This window comes from Streptococcus mitis ATCC 6249, from assembly GCF_000146585.1.
GTDB classification, from domain to species: Bacteria; Bacillota; Bacilli; order Lactobacillales; family Streptococcaceae; genus Streptococcus; species Streptococcus mitis_AZ.
In genome coordinates, this window is sequence record NZ_GL397179.1 from 1,799,294 (window position 1) to 1,821,841 (window position 22,548).

Below are 22,548 nucleotides of genomic sequence, written 5' to 3' on the forward strand. Positions count from 1 at the left end.
TAAAAGGGGATTTTTTCTATTAAAAATGAGAAGACCTTTTGGTCCTCTCCGAATCTAATTATTTTTTAAGAGCTTCCTTGTAACGAGCAAGTTCTGCTTGATTGGCCCAAACATAGTGACCTGGACGAATTTCCACCATAGATGGCTTGTCTGTCTCATAGTCATGTTGGTCAGGATCGTAAACTTTCAAGACTTTCTTGCGTTCCAAGATTGGATCTGGAATCGGTACAGCAGATAGAAGCGCCTGAGTATATGGGTGGACAGGATTGTTAAACAACTCCTCTGTCTCCGCCACTTCGACGATAACTCCCTTATAGATAACCGCGATACGATCTGAGATAAAGCGAACAACTGACAAGTCATGGGCGATAAAGAGATAGGTCAAGCCCAACTCTTTTTGGAACTTCTTGAGCAAGTTCAGGACTTGCGCACGCACTGATACGTCCAAGGCTGAAATTGGCTCATCCGCAATAACAAAATCAGGTTCCATCACAAGGGCACGGGCAATCCCGATACGCTGACGTTGCCCACCAGAAAACTCGTGTGGGTAACGGGTCAAGTGTTCTTTCAAAAGTCCAACTTCATGAATCATCTTTTGAACTTTTTCTTTTCGGTCTTCTTCATCTTTAAACAAGTGATAGTTGTAAAGACCTTCAGAGATGATATAGTCAACCGTCGCACGCTCATTCAAGCTGGCTGCAGGGTCCTGGAAAATCATCTGGATACGACGGATCAAGTCTGAGGATTCCTTATGAGATTTTTTCCCATTGATTTTATGACCATCAAAGATGATCTCACCTTTACTGGTATTATTTAGACCAATAATAGCACGACCAATCGTTGTTTTCCCACTACCAGATTCACCTACAAGAGAGAAAGTTTCTCCCTTGTTGATAAAGAAGTTGGCGTTTTTAACCGCGACAAACTTCTTACTTCCTTCACCGAAGGAAATTTCTAAATCTTTAATTTCTACTAATTTTTCAGACATTTCCTTCCTCCTAGTTTTCTAGATGAGCAAAGCCCATTTTATCACGAATCTTGTCATGCAAATCTGCGATGACCCCAGGTTTTTCAACTTTAGGAGCATTCACATGAAGCAACCAAGTCTTAGCCCAGTGGGTATCACTAACTGAAAACTGAGGTGCTTTTTGTTCAAAGTCAATTTGCATCGCATAATCTGAACGAAGGGCAAAGGCATCACCTTTCAACTCAGTATAAAGAGACGGTGGTGTTCCAGGGATAGAGTACAATTCCCCTTTATCATCAGCAAGCTGAGGCAAGCTAGACAAGAGACTCCAAGTATATGGATGACGTGGGTCGTAGAAAACTTCCTCAACAGTTCCGTATTCTACAATTTCCCCAGCATACATAACTGCTACCTTATCCGCAATACTTGCTACCACACCAAGGTCATGGGTGATAAAGATAATGGTAAAGTGGTACTCATTTTGTAAAGTTTTAAGCAAATCAATGATTTGGGCTTGAATGGTTACATCAAGGGCCGTTGTCGGTTCGTCACAGATTAAGATATCTGGACGACAGGCAAGAGCAATCGCGATAACGATACGTTGACGCATCCCTCCAGAATATTGGAAAGGATACTCGTCAAAACGTTTTTCAGCGTCTGGAATTCCGACCTTGTTCATATAGTCGATTGCCATCTCTTTGGCTTCCTTGGCTGTTTTTCCTTGGTGTTTAACGATAACCTCAGTGATTTGGCTACCGATTGTGTTGATTGGGTCCAAACTTGTCATAGGGTCTTGGAAGATGGTCGCAATTTTAGCACCACGAATCTTCTCCCATTCCTTGTTAGAAGTAAGAGCTGTCAAGTCTTGTCCACGATAGTCAATACTTCCTTGGGCAATACGTCCATTGTCCTCTAACATCCCTGTAAAGGTTTTTGTTAAAACAGATTTACCAGAACCGGACTCACCTACCAAGGCAAGAACTTCTCCTTCAATCAGGTCCAGAGAAACTCCTCGGATAGCCGTCAGAACTTTGTCACGAACGTCAAATTCCACGACAATATCGCGAGCAGTCAAAATTACATTACTTTCTTTTGTCATGTCTACTCCTATCTATGTGTACGTGGATCACTAGCATCCGCTAGGTTTTGACCAACAACGAAAAGAGATAGAGATACCAAAATCAAGGTAGTCAATGGAATCCAGAACAAGTAAGCGTTGGTCGTAACGTTTTGTGAGTAATCTGAGATCAAACGTCCCAAACTTGGCACTGTTACAGGCAATCCCAATCCAAAGAAGGAAAGGAAGGCTTCATAAGAGATAAAGCTTGGCAACATCAAGGTCATTGTAGAAACAATAACAGATACCAATTGCGGCATGATGTTTTTAACAATGATTTTAAAGGTTGGTGTTCCAAGTGTTTGAGAAGCAAGGTTGTATTCCAAGTCACGGTAACGCATGATTTGGATACGAATCATATAAGCAATCCCAATCCAAGTTGTCACACTCATGGCAAAAATCAGATTCCAGAAACCAGCACCAATTGAGTAAGTCAAGACGATAACAATCAAGAGAGATGGAATGTTTGAAATAATGTTATAAACTTCCATCATGACGCGGTCAACAGATTTTGAAATTCCCCAGATTCCACCAACAATAACCCCAATTACAAGGTTGATAAAAGTGGCAATTACAGAGATGAGGATAGAGTTACGCGCACCAAACCAAACCCCGTCAAACAAGGATTTACCATTGCTATCTGTACCAAACCAATGTTCAGCATTGGGCTTGATAAAACGAGCAGAGAAATCATTGACCTTACTTACATCGTTGAAGTCAAAATCTGAGAACATTGGGTAAATAAAGCTCATCAAGATAATGGCAACCAAAATTCCTAGCATAAAGACAGTTGATTTTTTCTTTAGAAATTGTCTAAATACAGAACCCCAGTATGAATAGGCAGGAGCATCAATTGTTTCAGAGGCAAAATCGTCACGTTTTACGAACTGAAATTTTTCTTTATCGATTGTTGACATTATTTGCCTCCTTTCTCTGTCAATTTAATACGTGGGTCAAGCATGGTCATCCAGATATCTCCTACAAAGAGTGAGAAGATAGAAATACATGTAAAGATAAAGACGAGACCAACTACCATTGAGTTGTTTGATGCCTTAACAGAGTCAATCAACATTTTACCCATACCTGGGAAAGCGAAGACCGTTTCTGTCAATGTTGCACCACCGATAACCCCGATAACGGCACCAGGAATACCTGAAACCAGTGGAACCATGGCATTTTTAAAGATATGTTTGTTTGAAATTTCTTTTTCAGACAAACCTTTAGCACGAGCAAAACGAACGAAGTCCTGAGATTGCAAGTCGATCATGTAACGACGAATCCAGATAGCTGTACTTGGCGCACCCAACAAACCTAGAATAACTGCTGGCAAGACATAAGAACGCCAATCTCCAGCCCCCAAGATAGGGAATGAGTCAGGCAGACCAATTGATGATCCAATCAAACGCACGATGTAAACCAAGGCAATCGTTGGAAGGGCAAGCAAGAAGGTTAGAGCACCTGTCGAGAAGCTATCAATCCAAGTATTCTTGTGGCGAGCCATAGCAGATCCAAGTGGAATAGCAATCGCATACGAAATAATCAAACCGATCAAACCAGCAACAGCCGAGCTTGCAATCATTGATGGATATTGATAATTGCTTTCTGTAGCTGTATATGGATCGTCTTTACCATAGTTGGCTACTTCACGCGCATCTGCTTGACTTGGAGATTTGTAAGTACGAGAGTAAATATCTACAGATGAAGTCTTTTTACCTGTAGGGAATTGAACTTCTGATGTCTTAGTTTGTCCCTGACCTTGTGTGATAACCTGAAGCACTGGTGTATTTGCATAAGTTGGGTAAGAATCTCCCAAGTTAATGTTCACAAAGTTTTGGTGTACAAATGGGAATTGATTGTTGAAATACAAAAGGTATTTATGTTTTGTACCTGAACCAACCAATGACCAACCGATAGCAGGGTCATTTTCAAAACGAAGATAACGTTGCAAGTTTGGATTTTCAGGGTCTTGAATCTTGTTTGGATGATCAATATCAATCAAGTTCGCATAGAATTTGAAAACACGTTCAAAAATCGGAATTTCACGCGTTGCATAGAATTGACCACTTTCTGAGAACACACCGAGCGTCCAACCATTTCCTAGTTGGTTGATGTATTTTTCGTAGATTGCCTTATTGGTATCATTGGCATCCACTGTTACAGATGAGTCCATTGTGCTCGCTCTTTCTTGCAACTCCTTGGTATCGTAGTACTCGATATAGCCCATCCGTTCATAAACGGTATTTTCATAATTATCCCGCTTGTCCGGCGTCGTTGCAATCTTGTTATAGTTGGTATCCTGCTTGAAAATCAATTTTCGAGGAACCATCGTATAGATAATTGTGTAGGTCAAAGTTGTCACCAAGAAAATAGACAACAATGAACGCAATACACGCATAAAAATATATTTCTTCATATCGTTTCCTTTTAAAATCCCAAAAGAACCTTCTCCTCATGGAGAGAAAGTTCTCTTGAGAGTTATTTATTTAACGTGATTAGCCAATTCTTTTTGAACTTTTTCGTTTGATTCTTTTTTCTCTTTGAGCCATTTTTCACGAGCTTGTTCATAGTCAGCTTTTGTTACAACCTTGTCTTGTAACTGAATATACTTGAAGTATACGTCTGAGCCCTTATCTCCAGATTGGCTGTATGATGCTGTGAATGGTACAACACGAGAAATGATTGGTGCAGCACCACTTGATGACATAGCTGGCAAGATGAGGGAGCTGTCTGTCAACCAAGCTTGAGCAGCCGCATATTTTTCATAACGAACATTCAAGTCGTTGGTTTCTTTTGCAGCTTCATCAACTAACTTATCGTATTCTTTCAAACCAACTTGAGCCGCTGCAGCATTATCTGCACCTTCATAACCCATGTATGTTTTTGTTTGTTCAGCATTCGTTGTTTTCAAGATATCAAGGTAAGTTGATGGATCTTCATAGTCTGGGTTCCATCCAACTGCTCCTGAAAGGTCCCAATCTTCTGCTGCTGCGCTAGCTGCATAGTATGTAATATTATGTAGTTCATCTGTAGTGATTTGTTGGATATCGATGACTACGTTTTCTTCTCCAAGTACTGTCTCAACGGATTGTTTGAAGGATTGAATACGTGCAATATAGTTTTTAGATGTTTGGTCTACTGGGATATCCAAGTGGATAGGGAATTTCACACCTTCTGCTTCCAATGCTGTTTTAGCTTTGGCAAATTCAGCTTTGGCTTTATTTGCGTTGAAAAGTCCATCTTGACCATCCGCAAAGTTTACGTTCTTCCACTCATCACCATAAGCAGCCATCTTTTCAGTTACAAAGTCACCGAAAGTTTTTTCGCCTGCAGAGACAAAGTCTGGTTTCACAAAGAGGTTACGAACTGCAAGAGGAGCACCTTCCTTACCGTTAATTTGTGCTGAGTAAGAAGTACGGTCAAAGGCAAAGTTCAAAGCCTGACGGAAGTCCTTGTTAAGAAGGGCTTTCTTAGTAGAAGTCTTCTCTTCATCAGTTGTCTTAGAAGTGTATTTGTAACCTTGACGGTCAATATTTACACCCAAACCACCAATACCTGGACCTGATGGAGTGTAGTAGATATTGTCTTTGTATGTTTCTTCTACCTTAGAGTAGTTTGAACTTGTTGGGAAGAGACGGGCATAGCTATAAGCCCCACTTGTAAAGTTACGTTCAATTGATTCTTGATCAGAACCATCATAGTAAGCAAGTGTTACTTTATCAAGATGAACATTGTCTTTGTCCCAATAGTTTTCATTCTTCACAAATTCGATAGATGACTTAGCAGTCAAACCTCTCAGCAAGAATGGTCCATTGTAAAGCAATGATGTAGGGTCAGTTGCTTTACCAAAATCAGATCCTTTTGATTTTTCAAATTCTTCGTTTAATGGCCAGAAGATTGAGTAGGCTAGCTTAGAGTTCCAGTATGGTTCTGGTTTGTTCAAAGTGTATTCAAGGGTATAATCATCAACTGCTTTTACACCGACTGAAGCAAAATCTTTATTGTTTCCAGCTATATAGTCAGCTAGACCTTTAACTGAATCTTCTGCTAGATACTTAGCTGCTGATTTATTGTCAGCTGCGTGTTTCAAACCATTTACAAAGTCTTTGGCTGTTACTTCAGCATACTCTTCGCCATCAGATGTCATCCATTTGACACCTTTACGAATCTTGTAGGTGTAAGTCAAACCGTCTTTTGAAACTGACCAGTCTTCTGCAACTGCAGGAACTAGGTTTCCATATTTATCATTTGTAAAGAGACCATCGATACCATTTGAAGTGGCGACCTTAGTACTTTGTTTCCCTGAAATGAGGTAATCCAACGTTTCTGGATCAGCTGTATAAACATAACCATAATTTTTTGGCGCTGTAGAATCAGATGATTTTGAAGAACCACAAGCAGCTAAAACACCAGTTGCTAATAGGGCAATCCCTGCTGCGACAAATACTCTACTTTTTTTCATGTATGTATCCCCTCTTTAAAAAAAATTTTAGTCTTGTTTTCGATTATATCACATATTATCTAAAAAGTAAACGAATTTTCAGAATATTTAGGCGTATACCCTCAAAAAACTTTCATTTGTCAAATTTTTCTATTCTTTGTTTGCTATCTAGGTGATTAGATGGCAAGTTTACAGCCTGTGAAGACTGATTTCCAGACTTCCTCTCTCGGTTTTTAAGCCTGCCAAAATAAAGGGAAAGTTTCCTAATTTGGATTTTCGTTTAAGAAACTATTGACGTAGAATCATTTTCAAGGTATAATAATAAACGTTGAGGCGGTATAGCCAAGTGGTAAGGCACGGCTCTGCAAAAGCTTGATCGTCGGTTCAAATCCGTCTACCGCCTTATAGTAAACCAAAAGACTCCTCGTGAGTCTTTTTTCTTATAAATGGGAGCTTGAGCACCTGATGGTGGCTCAAGCTCCTTTATTCTGTTTCTTCTTCATTTTCTATTTCAGTGATTTGAACTTTTACCTTGGTAACACGTCCGTTTTTCACCTTGTCGTTGGTCAGGACGACTTGCTTGTTTTGACTGACCAGTTGGTAACTGATTTTCTCAGTGGTTGGAATCGTTCCAACACCCGTCAAATAATAACCGGCGATGGTATCCACATCATCGCTTTCTAGTTCGACACCAAAGTAGTTATTGAAGTCGTTAAGATTCATGGTTCCCTGTGCAATATAGGTGTCCTCACCGATTTGATGGACTTCAATTTCTGCTCGGTCTGTCTCGTCGTCGATTTCTCCGACAATCTCCTCCAGCAGGTCCTCCAGTGTGACCAGACCAGCCATACCACCATATTCATCGAGCAAAATGGCCATCTGTCTCTGAGTATTTCGCAATTCTTTTAGCAAGTCATCCACAAAAATAGTTTCAGGGACAAAGAGTGGATCTTGTAAGATCCTCTTCCAGACAATATTGTCAAAACCATCCACAAAGGCCGCATTAAGAAGACTCTTGGTGTGAATAATCCCAATCACATTGTCCTTATCCCCATCATAAACTGGGATACGGGAAAAGTTCTGTTTTAAAATACTTTGGATAATGGTTTGACTATCATCCTGAATATCCACCATAAAGGCATCTGTCCGAGGAACCATGACTTCTCTTGCCATCAGTTCATCTAGAGAGAAAATCCCTTGTAACATCTCGATTTCGTCTGCATCCAAGGTTTCTTCACTCTTGGTCAACATGTACTCAATTTCATCTCGAGTCATTTTTTCATCCGCGTCATCAAAGGTCATTGGTGTTAAACGACTCAAGAGATTGGTTGAAGCAGATAACAACCAGACAAAGGGACTGACAATCTTCCCAAGTCCAATAATAATCGGAACAGAGCGGATGGCTAAGGCATCTTTGAGATTGAGGGCAATCCGTTTAGGATAGAGTTCACCAAAAACAATAGAGATGTAGGTCAAGAATGCCAAAGAGAGGAAACTTGCAATGGCATAAGCCGTTTCTCCATTCCCCATCCAAGAGGCAATTACTTGTCCAAGTGTATCTGCCAATTTTGCCCCTGACAAGATTGTGATCAAGGTAATACCGACTTGAATGGTTGATAAAAAGTGATTAGGGTTTTCAAGCACCTTTAGCAAACGGATATAGCGTTTATCGCCTTCTTCTGCTTTTTGCTCTACTCGGGCACGATTTAGTGACACCATAGCCATTTCTGTAGCTGAGAAAAAGGCATTTAAAAAGGTCAATACAACTAAAAGTACAAATTGCAGTAACAAATCCTGACTGCTCGGGTCTTCCATGGTCTTTCTCCTAAAATAGTATCTTGTGTTCCATTATACCATAAATCGGCCTAGGAATCACATTATTTTCTAATTTATACAATTGCTCCCTTATCAATGACGGACAAGGGAGCAATTTTTATTCCTTTAATAGATTGGCTCTAGTTTGTCACCGTGACCTGACCTGTTCGGTAATCAAGCTGGATACCCTTTTGAACATTTGGAATCAGGACGTTGAACTCCAATTCGCCATCCGAAGACTTGGCTTCAATTTGTGAAGCAGATGGAACCAAATCCTCATTCGTAGCATAGTGGAGAGTTACCCGATAACGGACTCTCTTATTCTGGTCTAAGGCTTTCCTAACCAGACTCTCATAGTAGTTCTGCCCTGTCGAATCTTCAGCCTGAGCCTGGTTGGCCCAAGCCGTCTGAACTGCAATGTTCTTGGGATTGCTGGTAGAAGCATCAAAGCCATCTAATCCACCTATCAAGGCATAACCCAGCAGGTGTCCTCTATCAACTGCATGTGTATAGGCCCCCTTTAGATTCTTGATCTGATGCCATCCTGGTGGCGTCCAGGAGGTGGACCCATTTCCAGTCTCTTCACGATTCTTATATTGCCGAGTCGCTTTGGATAAGAGAGCATTGGCAACCGTTGGGACTGTCTCTTTCCCGACTGGTTTTGTTTTATTATCCGCGTAGGGTTTGCTAGAAACTTTGGCATCTAGATTGGTTTTATTGCCATTTACGGCAAAGGCACCTGCCCCATTCCATTCTAGACCACCTTTTATTTGGTTCTTGATCGACTCGGTTAAGACACTTTCTGCCAACTCCTGACTAGGAGCTTCTGAAGCTTGTCTTTTCTGGCTAACCTTAGTTTTAGGGGTATTTGGCGCTGACTGCATCTGCTTGATGTAATAACTACCAGCAGATAATAGTAAGAATATGAGTAGCCCTATCAGAGCCTGTCTTGTTTTCTTGTCCATATCTCTCCTTATATCTCTAGAAAAAGACTGGTCTCCCAGCCTAATTTCCTGTAAATTTACTAATCAATTCTTGCCATTTCGCTGGAGATAAAATCGCCCATGGATCCTGTCCCTTTCCTAGAATCCCGTAGCCAATCATCAAGCCGATTCCTAAGGCAAGGAATCCCAGCAAGAGTACGATAAAAATCAACAGTAAGCGACGGAGTACATAACGTATATTTTTATTCTTCTTCATCATTTGCCTCAATCCGCTGAATCTTCGCTCCTAGCTGAGCTAACTTCTCATGGAAACGGTAGTAACCTCTGTCAAGGTGGACTAATTTACCAACAACTGTCTCCCCTTGCGCTACCAAACCTGTCAGAATCAAGGCCGCACTGGCACGAAGGTCTGTTGATAGAACTTCTGCTCCCTGCAAGACTTGTCCTCCTACGATACGGGCTGTATCACGGATAATCTCCGAACGCAAGCCCATCCGACGCATTTCCTCTAAGTGTTGGAAGCGATTCTCAAACACCGTTTCCACCATGGTGGATTCCCCTTTTGCGACAGTCATTAAGGCTGTAAATTGAGCCTGCATATCTGTTGGAAATCCTGGATGTGGCAAGGTTTTTACATGAACAGCTTTAAGATTTTCCAGTTGAGAACGGACACGAATGCCTTCTGACTCCTCCGTTACCTCAACTCCCATTTCAAGGAGTTTGGCAATCAAGGGGCGATTATGCTCCCAGACTGCATCTCGAATCAGGATATCACCGCCAGTCATGGCTGCCGCCACCATAAAGGTTCCAGCTTCGATACGGTCCTGTACCACATTATGAGTTGTTCCATGGAGTTCCTCGACACCAGTCACTGTGATTGTTTCAGTACCAGCTCCCTTGACCTTGGCTCCCATTTCATTAAGAAGGATAGCAAGGTCAACAATTTCCGGCTCACGCGCAGCATTTTCAATGACAGTCACACCGTCAGCTAACGTCGCTGCCATCATCAGGTTTTGTGTCGCGCCAACACTAGGGAAGTCCATATAGATATGAGCACCATGCAAGCGTTCTGCCTTGGCTTCGATGTAACCAGCTGTCTGGCTAATCTTAGCTCCCATAGCTTCCAAGCCCTTGAGGTGGAGATCGATCGGACGACTCCCAATGGTGCAACCACCTGGCATGGATACCTTGGCATGACCTACACGAGCAAGGATTGGGCCCAAGACAACGATCGATGCACGCATTTTGCTGACATACTTGTAAGGAGCTTCCTCCGTGATGTCACCAGTAGCATCGACTTCGACAAGATGAGCTTCCTCATCAAAGTCAACCTTGGCATTCAGACCACGAACTACTTGATTCATGGTGAAAACATCTGACAAGATCGGGACGTTCTGCAAGACTGTCTTACCCTTGCTTGCTAGAATAGTCGCTGCCAACAAGGGCAAGACGGCATTCTTTGCCCCCTCGATGGTCACACTCCCGACCAGACGATTATCACCGCCTTGAACCACAATTTTTTCCATAGTTGCTTCCTTTACTTTTGATTTTATAATAGTCCTCTAAGTGCTTCTTGCCACAGTTGGTACAAACTGATAAAGAATGAACTCAAGATGTAGCCCATTACAATACTAAAGAAGCCTACCAACAAACGAACTTTTTTTGTGTTAATAGCAGTTACTTTTAAAACCTTTTCCCATCTCACAAGATCCTTTAAAAGGTAAAAACTCAAATATATAAAGAGTATATGACTACTTAGAGTGAATAATAATTGAACCATTTGACTATTATACCATCTTATCCGCTTGCGCGCTAGTTTTCGATTTTTCTACCAATTAGGGGTTGTTTTTAAGGTAATCAATCGCATCCTGCAAGGTCTTAACGGGAACGATTTTCATCTCTGTCTTGATCGTTTTGGCAGCTTCTAGGGCTGTTTCATAGTTGCTTTTCGCATTGGGATCTGCTTTTTTTGCTTCCTCGGTGACTGGATTGTCAGGAGCAAAAAAGACGTTGGCTCCCTGACGAGAGGCCGCAACTACTTTTTTGTCAATTCCACCGATGTCGCCAACATTTCCATCGCGATCAATGGTTCCCGTCCCCGCAACGATGCGGCCATTACGAAGACCTGGATCTGCTATCTGGGTGTAGATAGCTAGACTAAACATAAGACCAGCACTTGGCCCACCGATACCAGCTGTTGAAAAGCGAATGGGAACGTCACTGGTTACTTCCGTACGGTCAATCAAACCAATCCCAATCCCATTTTTCCCGTTTTCAAGAGTGATAATTTTACCTTCAGCAGTCTTAACTCTTCCGTCTTCTTCATAGGTCACCTTGACTGGATCTCCTAGTTTTTGAGAGTTGACATAGTCGACCAAGTCTTTTGAACTATCAAATGTTTTGTCATTAACAGCCGTCACGGTATCTGCGATGTTCAGAATGCCCTTAAAAGTTGAATTGTCCGTCACGGTCAAGACATAAACTCCCAGATACTTGAGTTCGATATCCTTTCCAGCCGTCTTCAATCCTTGATACTTGGCCATGTTTTGAGAAGTTTGCATGTAGAACTGATTGATCCGCATAAACTCTGCATCCGTAGAGCCACCCGTTGTCTCCTTGGCGCTTCTAATATCTGTAAATGGTGTTAACCAAGCATAGACAAGATGCGACAGGGTTGCGTGTCGAATGCCGACTGTTACAAACTGGTAAGCTCCTGCTTCCGTATCCTCTGTTTCATTGACTTTCAAAACTCGACGAATATCCTCCGCTCCACCTGGAACTTCTATGTAGTAAGGTAAAGGTACTACAAAGGCTAAAAAAGTCAATACTAGTGCTAGGATGGCATATAAGGGCCATCTAGTTTTTTTCTTCATGTTCTAATTCCTCCACAACACTGTTTGGGACATATTGCTGAATCTCCTGACCAAACTTCAGAAGTTCTCTCATGGCTGAAGAGCTAATATAAAGATGCTCTGGGCGACTATATAGGTAAATGGTTTCGATTTCTGGAGCCAGTTGATGATTGTAGTAGTCAAAACTAGCCTCATATTGCAAGTCTGTAGCATTTCGCAAGCCACGGACAAGAGTTTTGGCTCCCAGTCTCCTTGCAACTTCGACTACCAATTCATCATGAGATGCAAGAACCTCTACATTATCTAAATGCGCCACCGCTTTTTCAACTGCTCGTTTGCGGTTTTCAACAGGGAGAAAACCTTGTTTGTGGGGATTGTAGAACACCCCGACATAAAGCTTATCAAAGAGTTTGCTGGCACGTTCAATCATATCCAGATGTCCATTTGTCATCGGATCAAATGATCCTGTAAATAATCCAATTTTATCTGACATAAACTGTCACCTTACTAATCCCATATATTTTTTCCTTCCAGATGCCTAAACAGGCAATTTCTTCTGGTAGTTCTACAGACTTATCGGTTTCGCAGACAACCATGACCTCTTGGGAGAAAAGGTTTCTTTCTGCCATTTTTTCGATATCTGCAACGATTTGTTCTTTTGCATAGGGAGGGTCTAAAAAGACCAGATCAAATGTCCCTCCGACTTGTTCTAGAGCACGGTCAGCTTCCATCTTTAAGAGCTGAAATTTAGAAACTTCCTTGGTCATTTGGATATTTTCAGCGATGATAGCTTGTGCCTTTCGATCCCGTTCCACTAAGACAGCACTGGACATCCCTCTTGACACAGCTTCAATAGACAGACCGCCACTGCCAGCATAGAGATCCAAGACACGACCACCCTCAAAATAGGGACCTATCATGTTAAAGATAGCTCCTCTCACCTTATCAGATGTCGGCCTCGTCGTCTTTCCTTCTAGCGTCTTGAGAGGACGCCCTCCATAGATTCCTGATACGATTTTCATACCGTTTATTATACCAAATTATGGGCAAAAAGAGAAAGAAAACCGAACCTTGCGGTTCGATTCTCTATAAGATATTTTCGTAAGTGTCGCGGACTTCTTGCGGCCAAACACTAGTCTGAACCTCTCCGATGTGTTTCTTACGAAGAAGGAACATGGCCATCCGAGACTGTCCAATCCCCCCACCGATTGTCAGTGGGAAAAGACCGTTAAGCAAGGCCTTGTGCCACTCTAGTTCCAGACGGTCTTCATCCCCTGTAAGGGCAACTTGGCGACGAAGGGTATCTTCATCTACCCGAATCCCCATTGAGGAAAGCTCAAAGGCACAGCCAAGAGATTCGTTCCATACTAGGATATCTCCATTTAGCCCCTTGTAGCCATTCTCAGACTCTGTAGTCCAGTCATCGTAGTCAGGCGCACGTCCGTCATGCGGTTTCCCGTCAGGCAATTCCCCACCAATACCAATCAAGAAGACTGCCCCGAATTCTTTACAGATTGCATTTTCACGCTCTTTTGGTGTCAAGTCTGGGTAACGTTCTACCAACTCTTCTGTATGGATAAAGGTAATTTGTTTTGGCAAGATGGATTCGATATCATAGCGGGCTTCTACGGCTAGCTCTGTCAGACGAATAGCCTTGTAAATCTTTTCAACTGTTTCTTTAAGATAAGCGATATTGCGTTGACCATTTGGAATCACTTTTTCCCAGTCCCACTGGTCTACATAAACAGAGTGGGTCGCATCTAGCGAATCTTCATCTGGGCGAAGGGCCTTCATGTGGACAAACAAACCTTCCCCATCACCGAAACCAAAACGAGCCAAGGTGTGGCGTTTCCATTTAGCAAGTGAATGAACGACCTCATAGGTTTCATTCGGAATTTGCAAGACCTTCACAGATACTGGATTTTCAACACCTGAAAGGTTATCCTGCATCCCATCGCCGACCTTGCTCAAGATAGGACCTTGAACTTCAACGACTTCTAGTTTATCTTTCAAATACTGGGTAAAGGTATTTTTAACAAAAGAAATTTCTTCTTGCTGATGAATAAAACTTTTCTTCATAAATACTCCTAAAAACATAATTACTAGCATTATACTCCTATTTTTCAGAAAAGAAAAGGGTAAATAAAAAAAGTCAGTGCTCTTTTGAACACTGACTCTGTCATTCATTAATCGTTTCGACCAAAGATTCGTAAGATGCTAAGGAAGAGGTTGATAAAGTCTAGGTAGATGCTGAGAGCCATTGAAATGACCCATCCTGTCGCTACTTGCCCTCGTGACTGCTCATAAACATAGCGAATCTTTTGGTTATCCCAAGCAATCAAACCAGAGAAAACCAAGACCATGGCAATACTAATCATGTAGTCAAAGAAACTATTGGCTAAAAATAGATTCACAATCATAGCAATGATGAGACCAACAAGCGCTGCCATCAAAGCTCGTCCCATTCCACTCAAATCTTTCTTAGTGAAAATTCCGATTGCCGCCATGACAAAGAAGAGAAGGGCACTGGATACAAAGGCTGATAAGACGGTCCCAGGTGTATAGAAGGCTACGACAAAGCTGAGCGTAAATCCATTTAAAACAGAATAAACTAAAAATACTGGGAGAGCTGCTGGGCTATTTTTTGCAGCCATGCTACTTGCAACAAAGACTAAACCAAGTTCTGCAAAAGTTGCAATCATCAACCAGAGACGGCCATGCATTAAAAAGTAGACCAATTGGGACTGAAAGACTGTCAACATCAAAGCTGACACGAGAGCTGATAGACCAATCCCCAGTCCCACAAAGGCGTAAACCTTAGCGTAAAATTGATTGAGACCTGAACGTTCTTGAATAATCGATTGATTCATTCTGATTCTCCTTTTTCTATAATTATGTCTTGATTATAACAAAGATTTTATAAATTAGCTGAAATAAAACATCAATATGCCTGCTGCAACTGCCACGTTGAGACTCTCTGCTCGACCTTTCATGCCAATATGAACCAGCTGATCAGCACTCTCAGCCATGACAGAACTAATCCCCTGTCCTTCATTTCCCATGACTAAAGCAAAGTTTTCTAAGGGAGAAAGCTCACGATAGTCCTTGGATTCTTTGGATAAGGTCGTTGCCAGAATGGGCAAATTGCTCTTCTTTGCCTCTTCTATAAAGGTGGCAAGAGACATCCGATAGATGGGCAAATGAAAATGACTTCCTTGCATGGAACGCAGGGTCTTGAGACTGTGGATATCTGCTGACTTGTCTGAAACAATGACCCCTGTAAAACCTGTAGCGTCCGCAGTCCGAATCATGGTGCCCACATTGCCAGGATCTTGAACATCTTCTAAAAATAGAAACTTACCCTGACTAAAATCAGGCAGTCCCACTTCTTCTTTTTGAATCACTGCAACAATCCCTTGAGGAGTTTGCGTATCTGCTAAATCCTGCAAAATATCCTCTGAAACCCAGACCGTTTGAGGAAAAGCAGCTAACTGATCTCGGTAACTTTCCAGAGCAAAAATCTTCTCAATCCTCACTCCAGCTTGAACAGCTTCTTCAAATAAGTGCCATCCCTCAATCAAATAAGCAGACTTTCGATATTTTTTTTGATGTAATTTCTTGGCATTTTTTACCACAGAATTGGCTTTTGAGGTTATAATAGTCATAGAAATATTATAACACAATCAAAGGGGTTTGGTATGCAAAAGGTTAGAATGATTGCTCAAGGCAGGGTACAGGGTGTTGGTTTTCGCTGGGGTGTTTATACTTTAGCTCTTGAAATCGGTGGCATCACTGGTCGTGTCTGGAATAACGACGATGGCACAGTGGAAATTCTTGCTCAAGCAGAGTCTTCTGCCACTATGGCAAAATTTATCCAAGAAATCCGTAAAGGCCCAACGCCCTTTTCAAAAGTCACCTATCTGGATGTGCAGATGAGCAACTTTTCATCCTATTCAGACTTCAAAGTTGCAAATTAGGTCTCCAGAACTATTGTATATTTTACAAAAAAACAGTAGAATAGAAAGGTACAATTTTTAAAGAAGGAATGAAAACATTGAAATCTATTAAACGTTTTGCCCTCTCTGCTATGGGAGTGGCTATGCTACTCGTCTTGACAGGCTGTGTCCAAGTAGACAAAGCAACAGGTAAGCCAGTTGGTCCCGTTTGGGATTTCTTGGGTGCTCCGATGGGAGAAGCTATCAAGTACTTCGCTACTGATAAAGGACTAGGCTTCGGGGTCGCTATCATTATCGTAACCATTATCGTGCGCTTGATTATCCTGCCACTTGGTATCTACCAATCATGGAAGGCGACACTTCACTCTGAAAAGATGAACGCCCTCAAACACGTACTCGAACCACACCAAACACGTCTCAAAGAGGCAACAACTCAGGAAGAAAAACTTGAGGCTCAACAAGCTCTCTTTGCTGCTCAGAAAGAACACGGTATTAGCATGTTAGGTGGTGTAGGTTGCTTCCCTATCCTCATTCAAATGCCATTCTTCTCTGCTATCTACTTTGCAGCCCAGCTCACTGAAGGGGTAGCTAGCTCTACCTTCTTGGGTATCGATCTTGGTTCACCAAGTATGATCCTCGTAGCCTTTGCTGGTATCCTCTACTATCTCCAATCAATCCTCTCGCTTCATGGAGTAGAAGACGAGATGCAAAGAGAGCAACTTAAGAAAATGATCTACATGAGCCCTCTCATGATTGTCGTCTTCTCCTTCTTCTCACCAGCCAGTGTGACGCTTTACTGGGTTGTCGGTGGTTTCATGATGATTCTCCAACAGTTCATCGTTAACTATGTTGTTCGTCCAAAACTTCGCAAAAAAGTTCGTGAAGAATTTGCCAAAAATCCACCAAAAGCAAGTTCATTTTCAACTGGAGGCGGACGCAAAGATGTCACTCCAAACCAAGCAACTGCGATCATGACCAATAAGAAACATAAAAAACGCAATGCTGGAAAACAACATTCTAGAAAGTAAGAAAAAAGCTTAGCTGAAAGGCTAGGCTTTTTATGCATCACAAAAGCCCGATGTCTCCATCAGGCTTCTTTTTTATCCATGAACACGTTTCATGTAGTCTTGGTAACTTTCTGTATCCATCAATTCCTTGGCATTCTTGACACGGTCTGCTGTTGGAGGTTTGACCCCTTCAAGCGAATAAGGAATCCCAAGTTCACGCCACTTGAATTCTCCCATCGTATGATAAGGTAGGATTTCAAACTTGTCAACGTTTTTGAGGGTCTTGACAAACTTACCAAGTTCGATCAAATCCTCATCTCTATCTGTCAATCCTGGAACCAGCACGTGGCGAATCCAAACAGGCTTCCCGATATCTGATAGGTACTGAGCACAAGCCAAGATATTTTTATTGGTTTGGCTTGTGACAATCTTATGCTGTTCTTCGTTGATTTCCTTGATATCCAGGAGAACCAAGTCTGTCACTGCCATGAGTTTATTAAACTTTTCGAGATAACGTGGTTTGTTACGGAATGGAAGGGCACAGGTATCCAAGGTACAGTGGATTCCTTTTTCCTTGGCCTTGGTAAAGAGGGCAATTAGGAAATCAATCTGTAAGAGGGCTTCTCCACCACTAACAGTGATTCCTCCCTTGTCTCCCCAGAAACCACGGTAGCGAAGAGCTTCTGTCAAGACATCGTCTACTGTCCGCTCGCGTGATTTATTGGTCTCCATAGCCCATGTATCGGGGTTATGACAGTACTGGCAACGCATGTGACAGCCCTGCAAAAAGACAATAAAACGAATCCCAGGGCCATCTACCGCCCCAAAACTCTCTGTCGAATGCACCATTCCTGTCACTTGTCCATAGTCAATTGTTTCTTCAGACATATCGTCACCTTCCTTGAAACCGTTTTATAGTTTTATTATATCACGAGTGAGATGAAAAACAAGGTTTTTTGTCTATTTTTTAGAAAGCAATCTGTTTTTCACTTTCATTTTCATTCCCTTTTAGTAATCTGGTTCAAAATCAAAACCATATAAGGTTGCGAAATAGTCCTCAGGGCGCTCTGCACGGCGGATTTGGCGGGCTTTGCCTTCTTCAGTATAGAGGATTTCTGCCGAGCGTAGTTTGGCATTGTACTGATAACCCATGGAGAATCCATGTGCACCTGTATCATGAATCACCAGCAAATCACCGATTTCTGTATGAGGTAATTCGCGATTCACTGCAAATTTATCATTGTTTTCGCAGAGTGAACCGACCACATCTACCACCTCAACTGGTCCGTCTGGATGGGTCAGATTGGTGACATGGTGGTAAGCTCCATACATGGCTGGGCGAATGAGGTTGACTGCTGATGCATCCACACCTAGATAGGTACGGTAGGTTTTTTTCTTATGAGTGACTTTTGTGACGAGAACTCCGTGGGGTGCCAGCATAAAACGTCCCAATTCGGTAAAAATCTTGACCTGACCAAGACCTACTGGCGTAAGGACTTCTTCATACACCTTACGCACCCCTTCACCAATCATCGCAATATCATTTGGTTCCTGGTCTGGGCGATAGTTGACACCGATTCCGCCAGATAGATTAATAAAGTCTAGTGAAATGCCCAACTTTTCCTTGATTTCAACGGCCAATTCAAAGAGCTGGCGGGATAACTCTGGGTAGTAGAGATGGGTCACGGTATTGGATGCTAGGAAAGAGTGAATCCCAAAAGTCTTGGCTCCTTTTTCCTTCAAAATCGCAAAGGCTTCAAAGAGTTGATCCCTGGTCATCCCAAACTTGGCTTCTCCTGGATTGTCCATGATGTCTGTTCCTAGCTCAAAAACGCCTCCAGGATTGTAACGACAAGAGATAATTTCTGGAATGCCTGCCGCTCGCTCTAGATGTTCAATATCTTCAAAGGCATCCAAGTTAATGGTTGCACCTAATTCACGCGCATAAGCGTACTCTTGGTCTGGTGTATTGTTTGATGAGAACATAATCTCAGGACCTACAAATCCAAGTTTATGGCTCATCAGGAGCTCCACATAACTGGAACAGTCCACACCACAACCTTCCTCTTTGAGGATTTTCAAGATGGCTGGTGTTGGGGTAGCCTTGACTGCAAAATATTCCTTAAAGCCCTCGTTCCAGGAAAAAGCTTGGTTGACCGCTCTTGCTTTTTCGCGAATTCCCTTCTCGTCATATAAGTGAAAGGGAGTCGGGAACTCTGCAACAATCGTTTCCAAATCTTCTCGGCTGATAAATGGTGTTTTCATAAGCTTCCTTCTATTCTGTTTGCAAAGAAAGGCTGGGACAATCGTTCCAACCTTTAGTGCTATCTCTTATTTGTCTTCGTCAAAGATATTTCCAATCTCGACATCGATGGATTGGTTCTTGACATCAATATTGGTTACTTTCAAGAGTGACTTGTAATCAAACTGCTTTTCACGTTCTTCTTGGGCATTGTCTGCAAAGACTGCAACACCAGCCAACTCTGAATCAAACTCACGCAAGAGACTAATCATCCCGTTGACAGTTCCTCCGCCTTTCAAGAAGTCATCCACAATCAAGACACGACTGCCTGCCTTGAGACTGCGTTTTGAAAGGAACATTTTTTCAATGCGGTCACCACTTGATCCTGATACATAGTTTACGCTGACAGTTGAACCTTCAGTAATTTTCAAATCACGACGCACAATGACAAATGGAACATTGAGGACATTGGCAACTGCATTTGCAAGCGGAACACCCTTAGTCGCTACTGTCATAACCGCATCGATTTTTTGGTCCATAAAACTCTTGGCAATGATACGACCAATATTTTTCAAAATGGCAGGTGTACTGAGCAAATCAGACAGGTAGATATAGCCACCTGGCAAGATACGGTCACTTTCTGAAAGCTTATCACGCAAGTCTGCGATCATTTCTTTGGCTTCATGGCTCGAAATTGATGGTGTAAAGATAACGCCACCACCTGCTCCAGTCACTGTCTGGATATGGCCGATTTCGATTTCTTCAAAAGCACGCTTGATAATCACGATGTCCTCTGAGATAGATGATTTAGCTGATTCGTACTTTTCCGCAAAGGTATTGAGACTGGTTAGTTTGTATGGATTATTAATCAAATAGTTGGAAATGACAACCATTCGATCACTTCTTCTTAATTTCATTTTTATTTACCATTCCATTTAATTTTGATATTTTATCCATTATACCACATTCACATAAAAAAACGAACATTATTGCGTAAAAAATGCTCGTTTTTCTTAAATTATTAATCTAAATCTGGTTTATAGAAGGAACGATTGTCCATGGCGAAGATTTTGTTGGTCATTTCTCCTTTATCCACCAAAGCTAGAGCTGTTGACATCATCATCATGCTAGCATCTAGATTATCAATCATATGGATAATTTCTGCCTCCATAATGCGTGGACGGACTGGACTTCCATACTCCAGTAAGCCATGGTGACTAAGGATGACATGGCGCAGTAGCACCACTTCTTCTCTAGTATCATCGATACCTAGTTCCATGACAGTCTTGGTAATTTCGCTATCGATGAGGGCGATATGCCCGATGAGATTGCCTCGCACTGTGTACTCCGTCTGATCGGGACCACTGAGTTCTAAAACCTTGGCCAAGTCGTGTAACATAATCCCAGCATAGAGGAGGCTCTTGTTGAGCTGAGGGTAGATATCGCTAACGGCATCTGCCAAGCGCACCATGGTTGCTGTATGATAGGCTAAACCTGTTTCAAAGGCGTGGTGGTTGGTCTTGGCAGCTGGATAGGAGTAGAATTCCTTATCATACTTGGTGTAGAGACTGCGAACGATACGTTGCCAGACAGGATTTTCAATTTTGAAAATCATTTGCGACATGTAGTCACGAATTTCCTTGATATCAACTGGTGACTTGACCTTGAAGTCAGCTGGATCATTGGGTTCGCCAGGCTGAGGCAGGCGGAGAGTAATTTGATTGACTTGAGGAGTATTATTATAAACTTCTCTGCGCCCTTTCATGTGGACCACTTTCCCTGCGGTAAAGGCCTCAACGTTATGAGGCTGAGCATCCCAGAGTTTTCCTTCAATCTCGCCACTATCGTCTTGGAAGGTAAAGGCTAGGTAGTTTTTCCCAGCTCGTGTCTGTCTCAGGTCAGCTGACTTGATCAGGTAAAAACCTTCAAACAGCTCATCTTTTTTCATGTGACTAATCTTCATATTCTTCCTCATCTTCTTGGAAATGGAGTAGATCAAGCGCAGGCTCACCTTCTGATAACTCAATGTGACGGAGCGTCCGCTCAATAGCTGTGGTGCGACGGTTTAATAATTCATCAATATTGCCAGAGGCATGTTGAAGATGTTTTTGCGCCTTGACCAAAATTCCCCCGAACTTGCCAAACTCTGTCTTGACGCTAGCAAGGGTCTTACTGATATGGTCGGCACTCTTTTGGATATTGAGAGTTTTGAAGCCAACCGATAGGGAGTTGAGCAGAGCCGACAGAGTACTTGGACCTGCGACGATAATCTGCTCTTCCCGTCTCAAATCATCAAAGAAAATCGGATTTCGAACGATTTCTGAGTAGAGTCCTTCTGTCGGAACAAACAAGACTCCAAAATTGGTCGTCCTAGGAGGAGATAGATACTTGCTCTTGATATCCTTGGCGAAACGCTTAACGCTTGCCAAGAGAGATTTGCGACAGCGTTCAATTTCGTCCTTGTCACCCGCCTCATAGGCTTCTTCTAGGCGGTAATAATCGGCCAGTGGAAACTTGGAGTCAATTGGTAAGTAGACATATTCCTGGTCACCCTGCCCAGGTAACTTGATGGCATACTCCACTCGTTCACTGGAGTTTTCAACCGTTGCGTATTCTCGTTCGTACTGGGCAGGAGTCATGATGTCCTCAATGATTTGCCCCAGTTGCAATTCTCCCAGAATCCCTCGCGTCTTGGTACCAGAGAGAACCTTGTTGAGGGCACCAACATCGCGGGCAACAGTTTGCATTTCTCCAAGGCCACGATTGACAGATTCCAGTTGTTTGGAGACTGTTTCGAAGGATGCTTGCAAGCGCGTCTGCAAGGTCTTTTCTAGTTTTTCCTCGACTGTTTGGCGCATTTGTTCCAAGCGTTGCTCATTTGATTCTTGCAGTGCTTGGAGACGTTGGTCGGTCTTATCTCTGGTTTGAAGGAGATTATCTGTCATTTCTTGACGGACTTGAGTCAAGCCTTGATGCAATTCCATTCGTACTTCCTGCAAGCGGTCGCTGACAGCCACTTCCAAATCTTTTTGGTCTAGTTGGCTGGCTTGCCTGGCTTGTTCAAAGCGGTAATCCAACTGATCTGAAAGATTGTCTGCCTGGTCTTCCAAACTCTTGACTAGATATTTGTCTTGCTTATCCTGCCTCTGCCAAATGAGAAAGAGCCCAAGAAGATTAGCAACTAATAAAATAACAAGTAAAATCTCCATC

At 42.4% G+C, this 22,548-nt stretch carries 23 protein-coding genes and 1 tRNA gene; 3 read left to right on the forward strand and 21 right to left on the reverse strand.

Annotated features, from left to right (window positions below; genetic code table 11):
- Positions 1 to 58 precede the first annotated feature (58 nt).
- The 5 genes from HMPREF8571_RS10355 to HMPREF8571_RS10375 all read right to left on the reverse strand — a co-directional run bounded on the left by HMPREF8571_RS10355 (position 59) and on the right by HMPREF8571_RS10375 (position 6,543).
- Positions 59 to 988: an ATP-binding cassette domain-containing protein gene (locus HMPREF8571_RS10355; RefSeq protein ID WP_001291306.1), complete on the reverse strand. Its 930-nt coding sequence runs from the start codon at positions 986 to 988 to the stop codon at positions 59 to 61.
- 10 nt (positions 989 to 998) lie between these two features.
- Positions 999 to 2,066, reverse strand: coding sequence for an ABC transporter ATP-binding protein (locus HMPREF8571_RS10360; RefSeq protein WP_000159800.1), 1,068 nt, complete (start codon positions 2,064 to 2,066; stop codon positions 999 to 1,001).
- Between the two features lie 8 nt (positions 2,067 to 2,074).
- Positions 2,075 to 3,001: an oligopeptide ABC transporter permease OppC gene (oppC, locus tag HMPREF8571_RS10365; protein ID WP_000103692.1), complete on the reverse strand. Its 927-nt coding sequence runs from the start codon at positions 2,999 to 3,001 to the stop codon at positions 2,075 to 2,077.
- The gene (locus HMPREF8571_RS10370; protein ID WP_000759891.1) at positions 3,001 to 4,497 is read right to left on the reverse strand and encodes an ABC transporter permease; all 1,497 of its coding nucleotides are present in this window, start codon (positions 4,495 to 4,497) and stop codon (positions 3,001 to 3,003) included. Before HMPREF8571_RS10370 ends, oppC begins: the two co-directional genes overlap by 1 nt.
- Before the next feature lie 66 nt (positions 4,498 to 4,563).
- Complete coding sequence (locus tag HMPREF8571_RS10375) at positions 4,564 to 6,543, reverse strand: peptide ABC transporter substrate-binding protein (RefSeq protein WP_000749705.1); 1,980 nt, start codon at positions 6,541 to 6,543, stop codon at positions 4,564 to 4,566.
- Between the two features lie 311 nt (positions 6,544 to 6,854).
- Between HMPREF8571_RS10375 and HMPREF8571_RS10380 the strand changes: the two genes are divergently transcribed.
- Positions 6,855 to 6,925 (forward strand) — tRNA-Cys (locus tag HMPREF8571_RS10380).
- Positions 6,926 to 7,005: 80 nt separating this feature from the next.
- On the opposite strand, the gene HMPREF8571_RS10385 is transcribed toward HMPREF8571_RS10380, so the two are convergent.
- From HMPREF8571_RS10385 to HMPREF8571_RS10430, 11 genes are all read right to left on the reverse strand, one after another.
- Positions 7,006 to 8,337: a hemolysin family protein gene (locus tag HMPREF8571_RS10385; protein ID WP_000390004.1), complete on the reverse strand. Its 1,332-nt coding sequence runs from the start codon at positions 8,335 to 8,337 to the stop codon at positions 7,006 to 7,008.
- Between the two features lie 140 nt (positions 8,338 to 8,477).
- The gene (locus tag HMPREF8571_RS10390) at positions 8,478 to 9,302 is read right to left on the reverse strand and encodes a DNA/RNA non-specific endonuclease (protein ID WP_000359001.1); all 825 of its coding nucleotides are present in this window, start codon (positions 9,300 to 9,302) and stop codon (positions 8,478 to 8,480) included.
- Positions 9,303 to 9,342: 40 nt separating this feature from the next.
- Positions 9,343 to 9,537, reverse strand: a complete 195-nt coding sequence (locus tag HMPREF8571_RS10395) for a DNA-directed RNA polymerase subunit beta (RefSeq protein WP_000739700.1) — start codon at positions 9,535 to 9,537, stop codon at positions 9,343 to 9,345.
- On the reverse strand, positions 9,524 to 10,807 hold the full coding sequence (murA, locus tag HMPREF8571_RS10400; protein WP_000411913.1) for a UDP-N-acetylglucosamine 1-carboxyvinyltransferase: 1,284 nt from the start codon (positions 10,805 to 10,807) through the stop codon (positions 9,524 to 9,526). Before murA ends, HMPREF8571_RS10395 begins: the two co-directional genes overlap by 14 nt.
- Before the next feature lie 23 nt (positions 10,808 to 10,830).
- Positions 10,831 to 11,061, reverse strand: coding sequence for a DUF1146 family protein (locus HMPREF8571_RS11185; RefSeq protein ID WP_004240503.1), 231 nt, complete (start codon positions 11,059 to 11,061; stop codon positions 10,831 to 10,833).
- Between the two features lie 55 nt (positions 11,062 to 11,116).
- Entirely contained in the window at positions 11,117 to 12,154 is a 1,038-nt protein-coding gene (locus HMPREF8571_RS10405) for a SepM family pheromone-processing serine protease (RefSeq protein ID WP_000730762.1), read from the reverse strand.
- Entirely contained in the window at positions 12,138 to 12,626 is a 489-nt protein-coding gene (coaD, locus tag HMPREF8571_RS10410) for a pantetheine-phosphate adenylyltransferase (protein ID WP_001280760.1), read from the reverse strand. Before coaD ends, HMPREF8571_RS10405 begins: the two co-directional genes overlap by 17 nt.
- A complete protein-coding gene (gene rsmD / locus HMPREF8571_RS10415) occupies positions 12,616 to 13,155 on the reverse strand; it encodes a 16S rRNA (guanine(966)-N(2))-methyltransferase RsmD (RefSeq protein WP_000706952.1) in 540 nt (179 codons plus the stop codon). Before rsmD ends, coaD begins: the two co-directional genes overlap by 11 nt.
- A gap of 64 nt (positions 13,156 to 13,219) precedes the next feature.
- The gene (gene asnA, locus HMPREF8571_RS10420; RefSeq protein ID WP_000748000.1) at positions 13,220 to 14,212 is read right to left on the reverse strand and encodes an aspartate--ammonia ligase; all 993 of its coding nucleotides are present in this window, start codon (positions 14,210 to 14,212) and stop codon (positions 13,220 to 13,222) included.
- A 107-nt stretch (positions 14,213 to 14,319) separates the two neighbouring features.
- Positions 14,320 to 15,003: a Bax inhibitor-1/YccA family protein gene (locus HMPREF8571_RS10425; protein ID WP_001076433.1), complete on the reverse strand. Its 684-nt coding sequence runs from the start codon at positions 15,001 to 15,003 to the stop codon at positions 14,320 to 14,322.
- A 54-nt stretch (positions 15,004 to 15,057) separates the two neighbouring features.
- The gene (locus tag HMPREF8571_RS10430; protein ID WP_000152672.1) at positions 15,058 to 15,798 is read right to left on the reverse strand and encodes a TrmH family RNA methyltransferase; all 741 of its coding nucleotides are present in this window, start codon (positions 15,796 to 15,798) and stop codon (positions 15,058 to 15,060) included.
- A 33-nt stretch (positions 15,799 to 15,831) separates the two neighbouring features.
- On the opposite strand from HMPREF8571_RS10430, the gene HMPREF8571_RS10435 reads away from it, so the two are divergent.
- Positions 15,832 to 16,110, forward strand: a complete 279-nt coding sequence (locus HMPREF8571_RS10435) for an acylphosphatase (protein WP_001174621.1) — start codon at positions 15,832 to 15,834, stop codon at positions 16,108 to 16,110.
- 77 nt (positions 16,111 to 16,187) lie between these two features.
- Positions 16,188 to 17,117 carry a membrane protein insertase YidC gene (gene yidC, locus HMPREF8571_RS10440; protein WP_025168477.1) on the forward strand — a complete coding sequence of 310 codons (930 nt, stop codon included), beginning with the start codon at positions 16,188 to 16,190 and terminating at the stop codon, positions 17,115 to 17,117.
- 72 nt (positions 17,118 to 17,189) lie between these two features.
- Here the strand turns inward: yidC and pflA are convergent, their stop codons facing one another.
- From pflA to rmuC, 5 genes are all read right to left on the reverse strand, one after another.
- Positions 17,190 to 17,984 carry a pyruvate formate-lyase-activating protein gene (gene pflA, locus HMPREF8571_RS10445; protein WP_001288281.1) on the reverse strand — a complete coding sequence of 265 codons (795 nt, stop codon included), beginning with the start codon at positions 17,982 to 17,984 and terminating at the stop codon, positions 17,190 to 17,192.
- Between the two features lie 120 nt (positions 17,985 to 18,104).
- The gene (locus HMPREF8571_RS10450) at positions 18,105 to 19,361 is read right to left on the reverse strand and encodes a diaminopimelate decarboxylase (protein ID WP_000856542.1); all 1,257 of its coding nucleotides are present in this window, start codon (positions 19,359 to 19,361) and stop codon (positions 18,105 to 18,107) included.
- A 66-nt stretch (positions 19,362 to 19,427) separates the two neighbouring features.
- Positions 19,428 to 20,255: a pur operon repressor gene (gene purR / locus HMPREF8571_RS10455; RefSeq protein ID WP_002874197.1), complete on the reverse strand. Its 828-nt coding sequence runs from the start codon at positions 20,253 to 20,255 to the stop codon at positions 19,428 to 19,430.
- 104 nt (positions 20,256 to 20,359) lie between these two features.
- Positions 20,360 to 21,301, reverse strand: coding sequence for a 3'-5' exoribonuclease YhaM family protein (locus HMPREF8571_RS10460; protein WP_000703196.1), 942 nt, complete (start codon positions 21,299 to 21,301; stop codon positions 20,360 to 20,362).
- A complete protein-coding gene (gene rmuC, locus HMPREF8571_RS10465) occupies positions 21,291 to 22,547 on the reverse strand; it encodes a DNA recombination protein RmuC (RefSeq protein WP_000404383.1) in 1,257 nt (418 codons plus the stop codon). Before rmuC ends, HMPREF8571_RS10460 begins: the two co-directional genes overlap by 11 nt.
- Between the last annotated feature and the right edge of the window lies 1 nt (position 22,548).

Coding starts and splice junctions, on each gene's coding strand:
- HMPREF8571_RS10435 (WP_001174621.1), top strand. CDS start 15,832: ATGCAAAAGGTTAGAATGATTGCTCAAGGCAGGGTACAGGGTGTTGGT.
- HMPREF8571_RS10355 (WP_001291306.1), bottom strand. CDS start 988: ATGTCTGAAAAATTAGTAGAAATTAAAGATTTAGAAATTTCCTTCGGT.
- HMPREF8571_RS10385 (WP_000390004.1), bottom strand. CDS start 8,337: ATGGAAGACCCGAGCAGTCAGGATTTGTTACTGCAATTTGTACTTTTA.
- oppC (WP_000103692.1), bottom strand. CDS start 3,001: ATGTCAACAATCGATAAAGAAAAATTTCAGTTCGTAAAACGTGACGAT.
- murA (WP_000411913.1), bottom strand. CDS start 10,807: ATGGAAAAAATTGTGGTTCAAGGCGGTGATAATCGTCTGGTCGGGAGT.
- HMPREF8571_RS10395 (WP_000739700.1), bottom strand. CDS start 9,537: ATGAAGAAGAATAAAAATATACGTTATGTACTCCGTCGCTTACTGTTG.
- pflA (WP_001288281.1), bottom strand. CDS start 17,984: ATGTCTGAAGAAACAATTGACTATGGACAAGTGACAGGAATGGTGCAT.
- rsmD (WP_000706952.1), bottom strand. CDS start 13,155: ATGAAAATCGTATCAGGAATCTATGGAGGGCGTCCTCTCAAGACGCTA.
- HMPREF8571_RS10430 (WP_000152672.1), bottom strand. CDS start 15,798: ATGACTATTATAACCTCAAAAGCCAATTCTGTGGTAAAAAATGCCAAG.
- HMPREF8571_RS10390 (WP_000359001.1), bottom strand. CDS start 9,302: ATGGACAAGAAAACAAGACAGGCTCTGATAGGGCTACTCATATTCTTA.
- asnA (WP_000748000.1), bottom strand. CDS start 14,212: ATGAAGAAAAGTTTTATTCATCAGCAAGAAGAAATTTCTTTTGTTAAA.
- HMPREF8571_RS10425 (WP_001076433.1), bottom strand. CDS start 15,003: ATGAATCAATCGATTATTCAAGAACGTTCAGGTCTCAATCAATTTTAC.
- HMPREF8571_RS10460 (WP_000703196.1), bottom strand. CDS start 21,301: ATGAAGATTAGTCACATGAAAAAAGATGAGCTGTTTGAAGGTTTTTAC.
- HMPREF8571_RS10450 (WP_000856542.1), bottom strand. CDS start 19,361: ATGAAAACACCATTTATCAGCCGAGAAGATTTGGAAACGATTGTTGCA.
- purR (WP_002874197.1), bottom strand. CDS start 20,255: ATGAAATTAAGAAGAAGTGATCGAATGGTTGTCATTTCCAACTATTTG.
- coaD (WP_001280760.1), bottom strand. CDS start 12,626: ATGTCAGATAAAATTGGATTATTTACAGGATCATTTGATCCGATGACA.
- HMPREF8571_RS10405 (WP_000730762.1), bottom strand. CDS start 12,154: ATGAAGAAAAAAACTAGATGGCCCTTATATGCCATCCTAGCACTAGTA.
- HMPREF8571_RS10375 (WP_000749705.1), bottom strand. CDS start 6,543: ATGAAAAAAAGTAGAGTATTTGTCGCAGCAGGGATTGCCCTATTAGCA.
- rmuC (WP_000404383.1), bottom strand. CDS start 22,547: ATGGAGATTTTACTTGTTATTTTATTAGTTGCTAATCTTCTTGGGCTC.
- HMPREF8571_RS10360 (WP_000159800.1), bottom strand. CDS start 2,066: ATGACAAAAGAAAGTAATGTAATTTTGACTGCTCGCGATATTGTCGTG.
- HMPREF8571_RS10370 (WP_000759891.1), bottom strand. CDS start 4,497: ATGAAGAAATATATTTTTATGCGTGTATTGCGTTCATTGTTGTCTATT.
- HMPREF8571_RS11185 (WP_004240503.1), bottom strand. CDS start 11,061: ATGGTTCAATTATTATTCACTCTAAGTAGTCATATACTCTTTATATAT.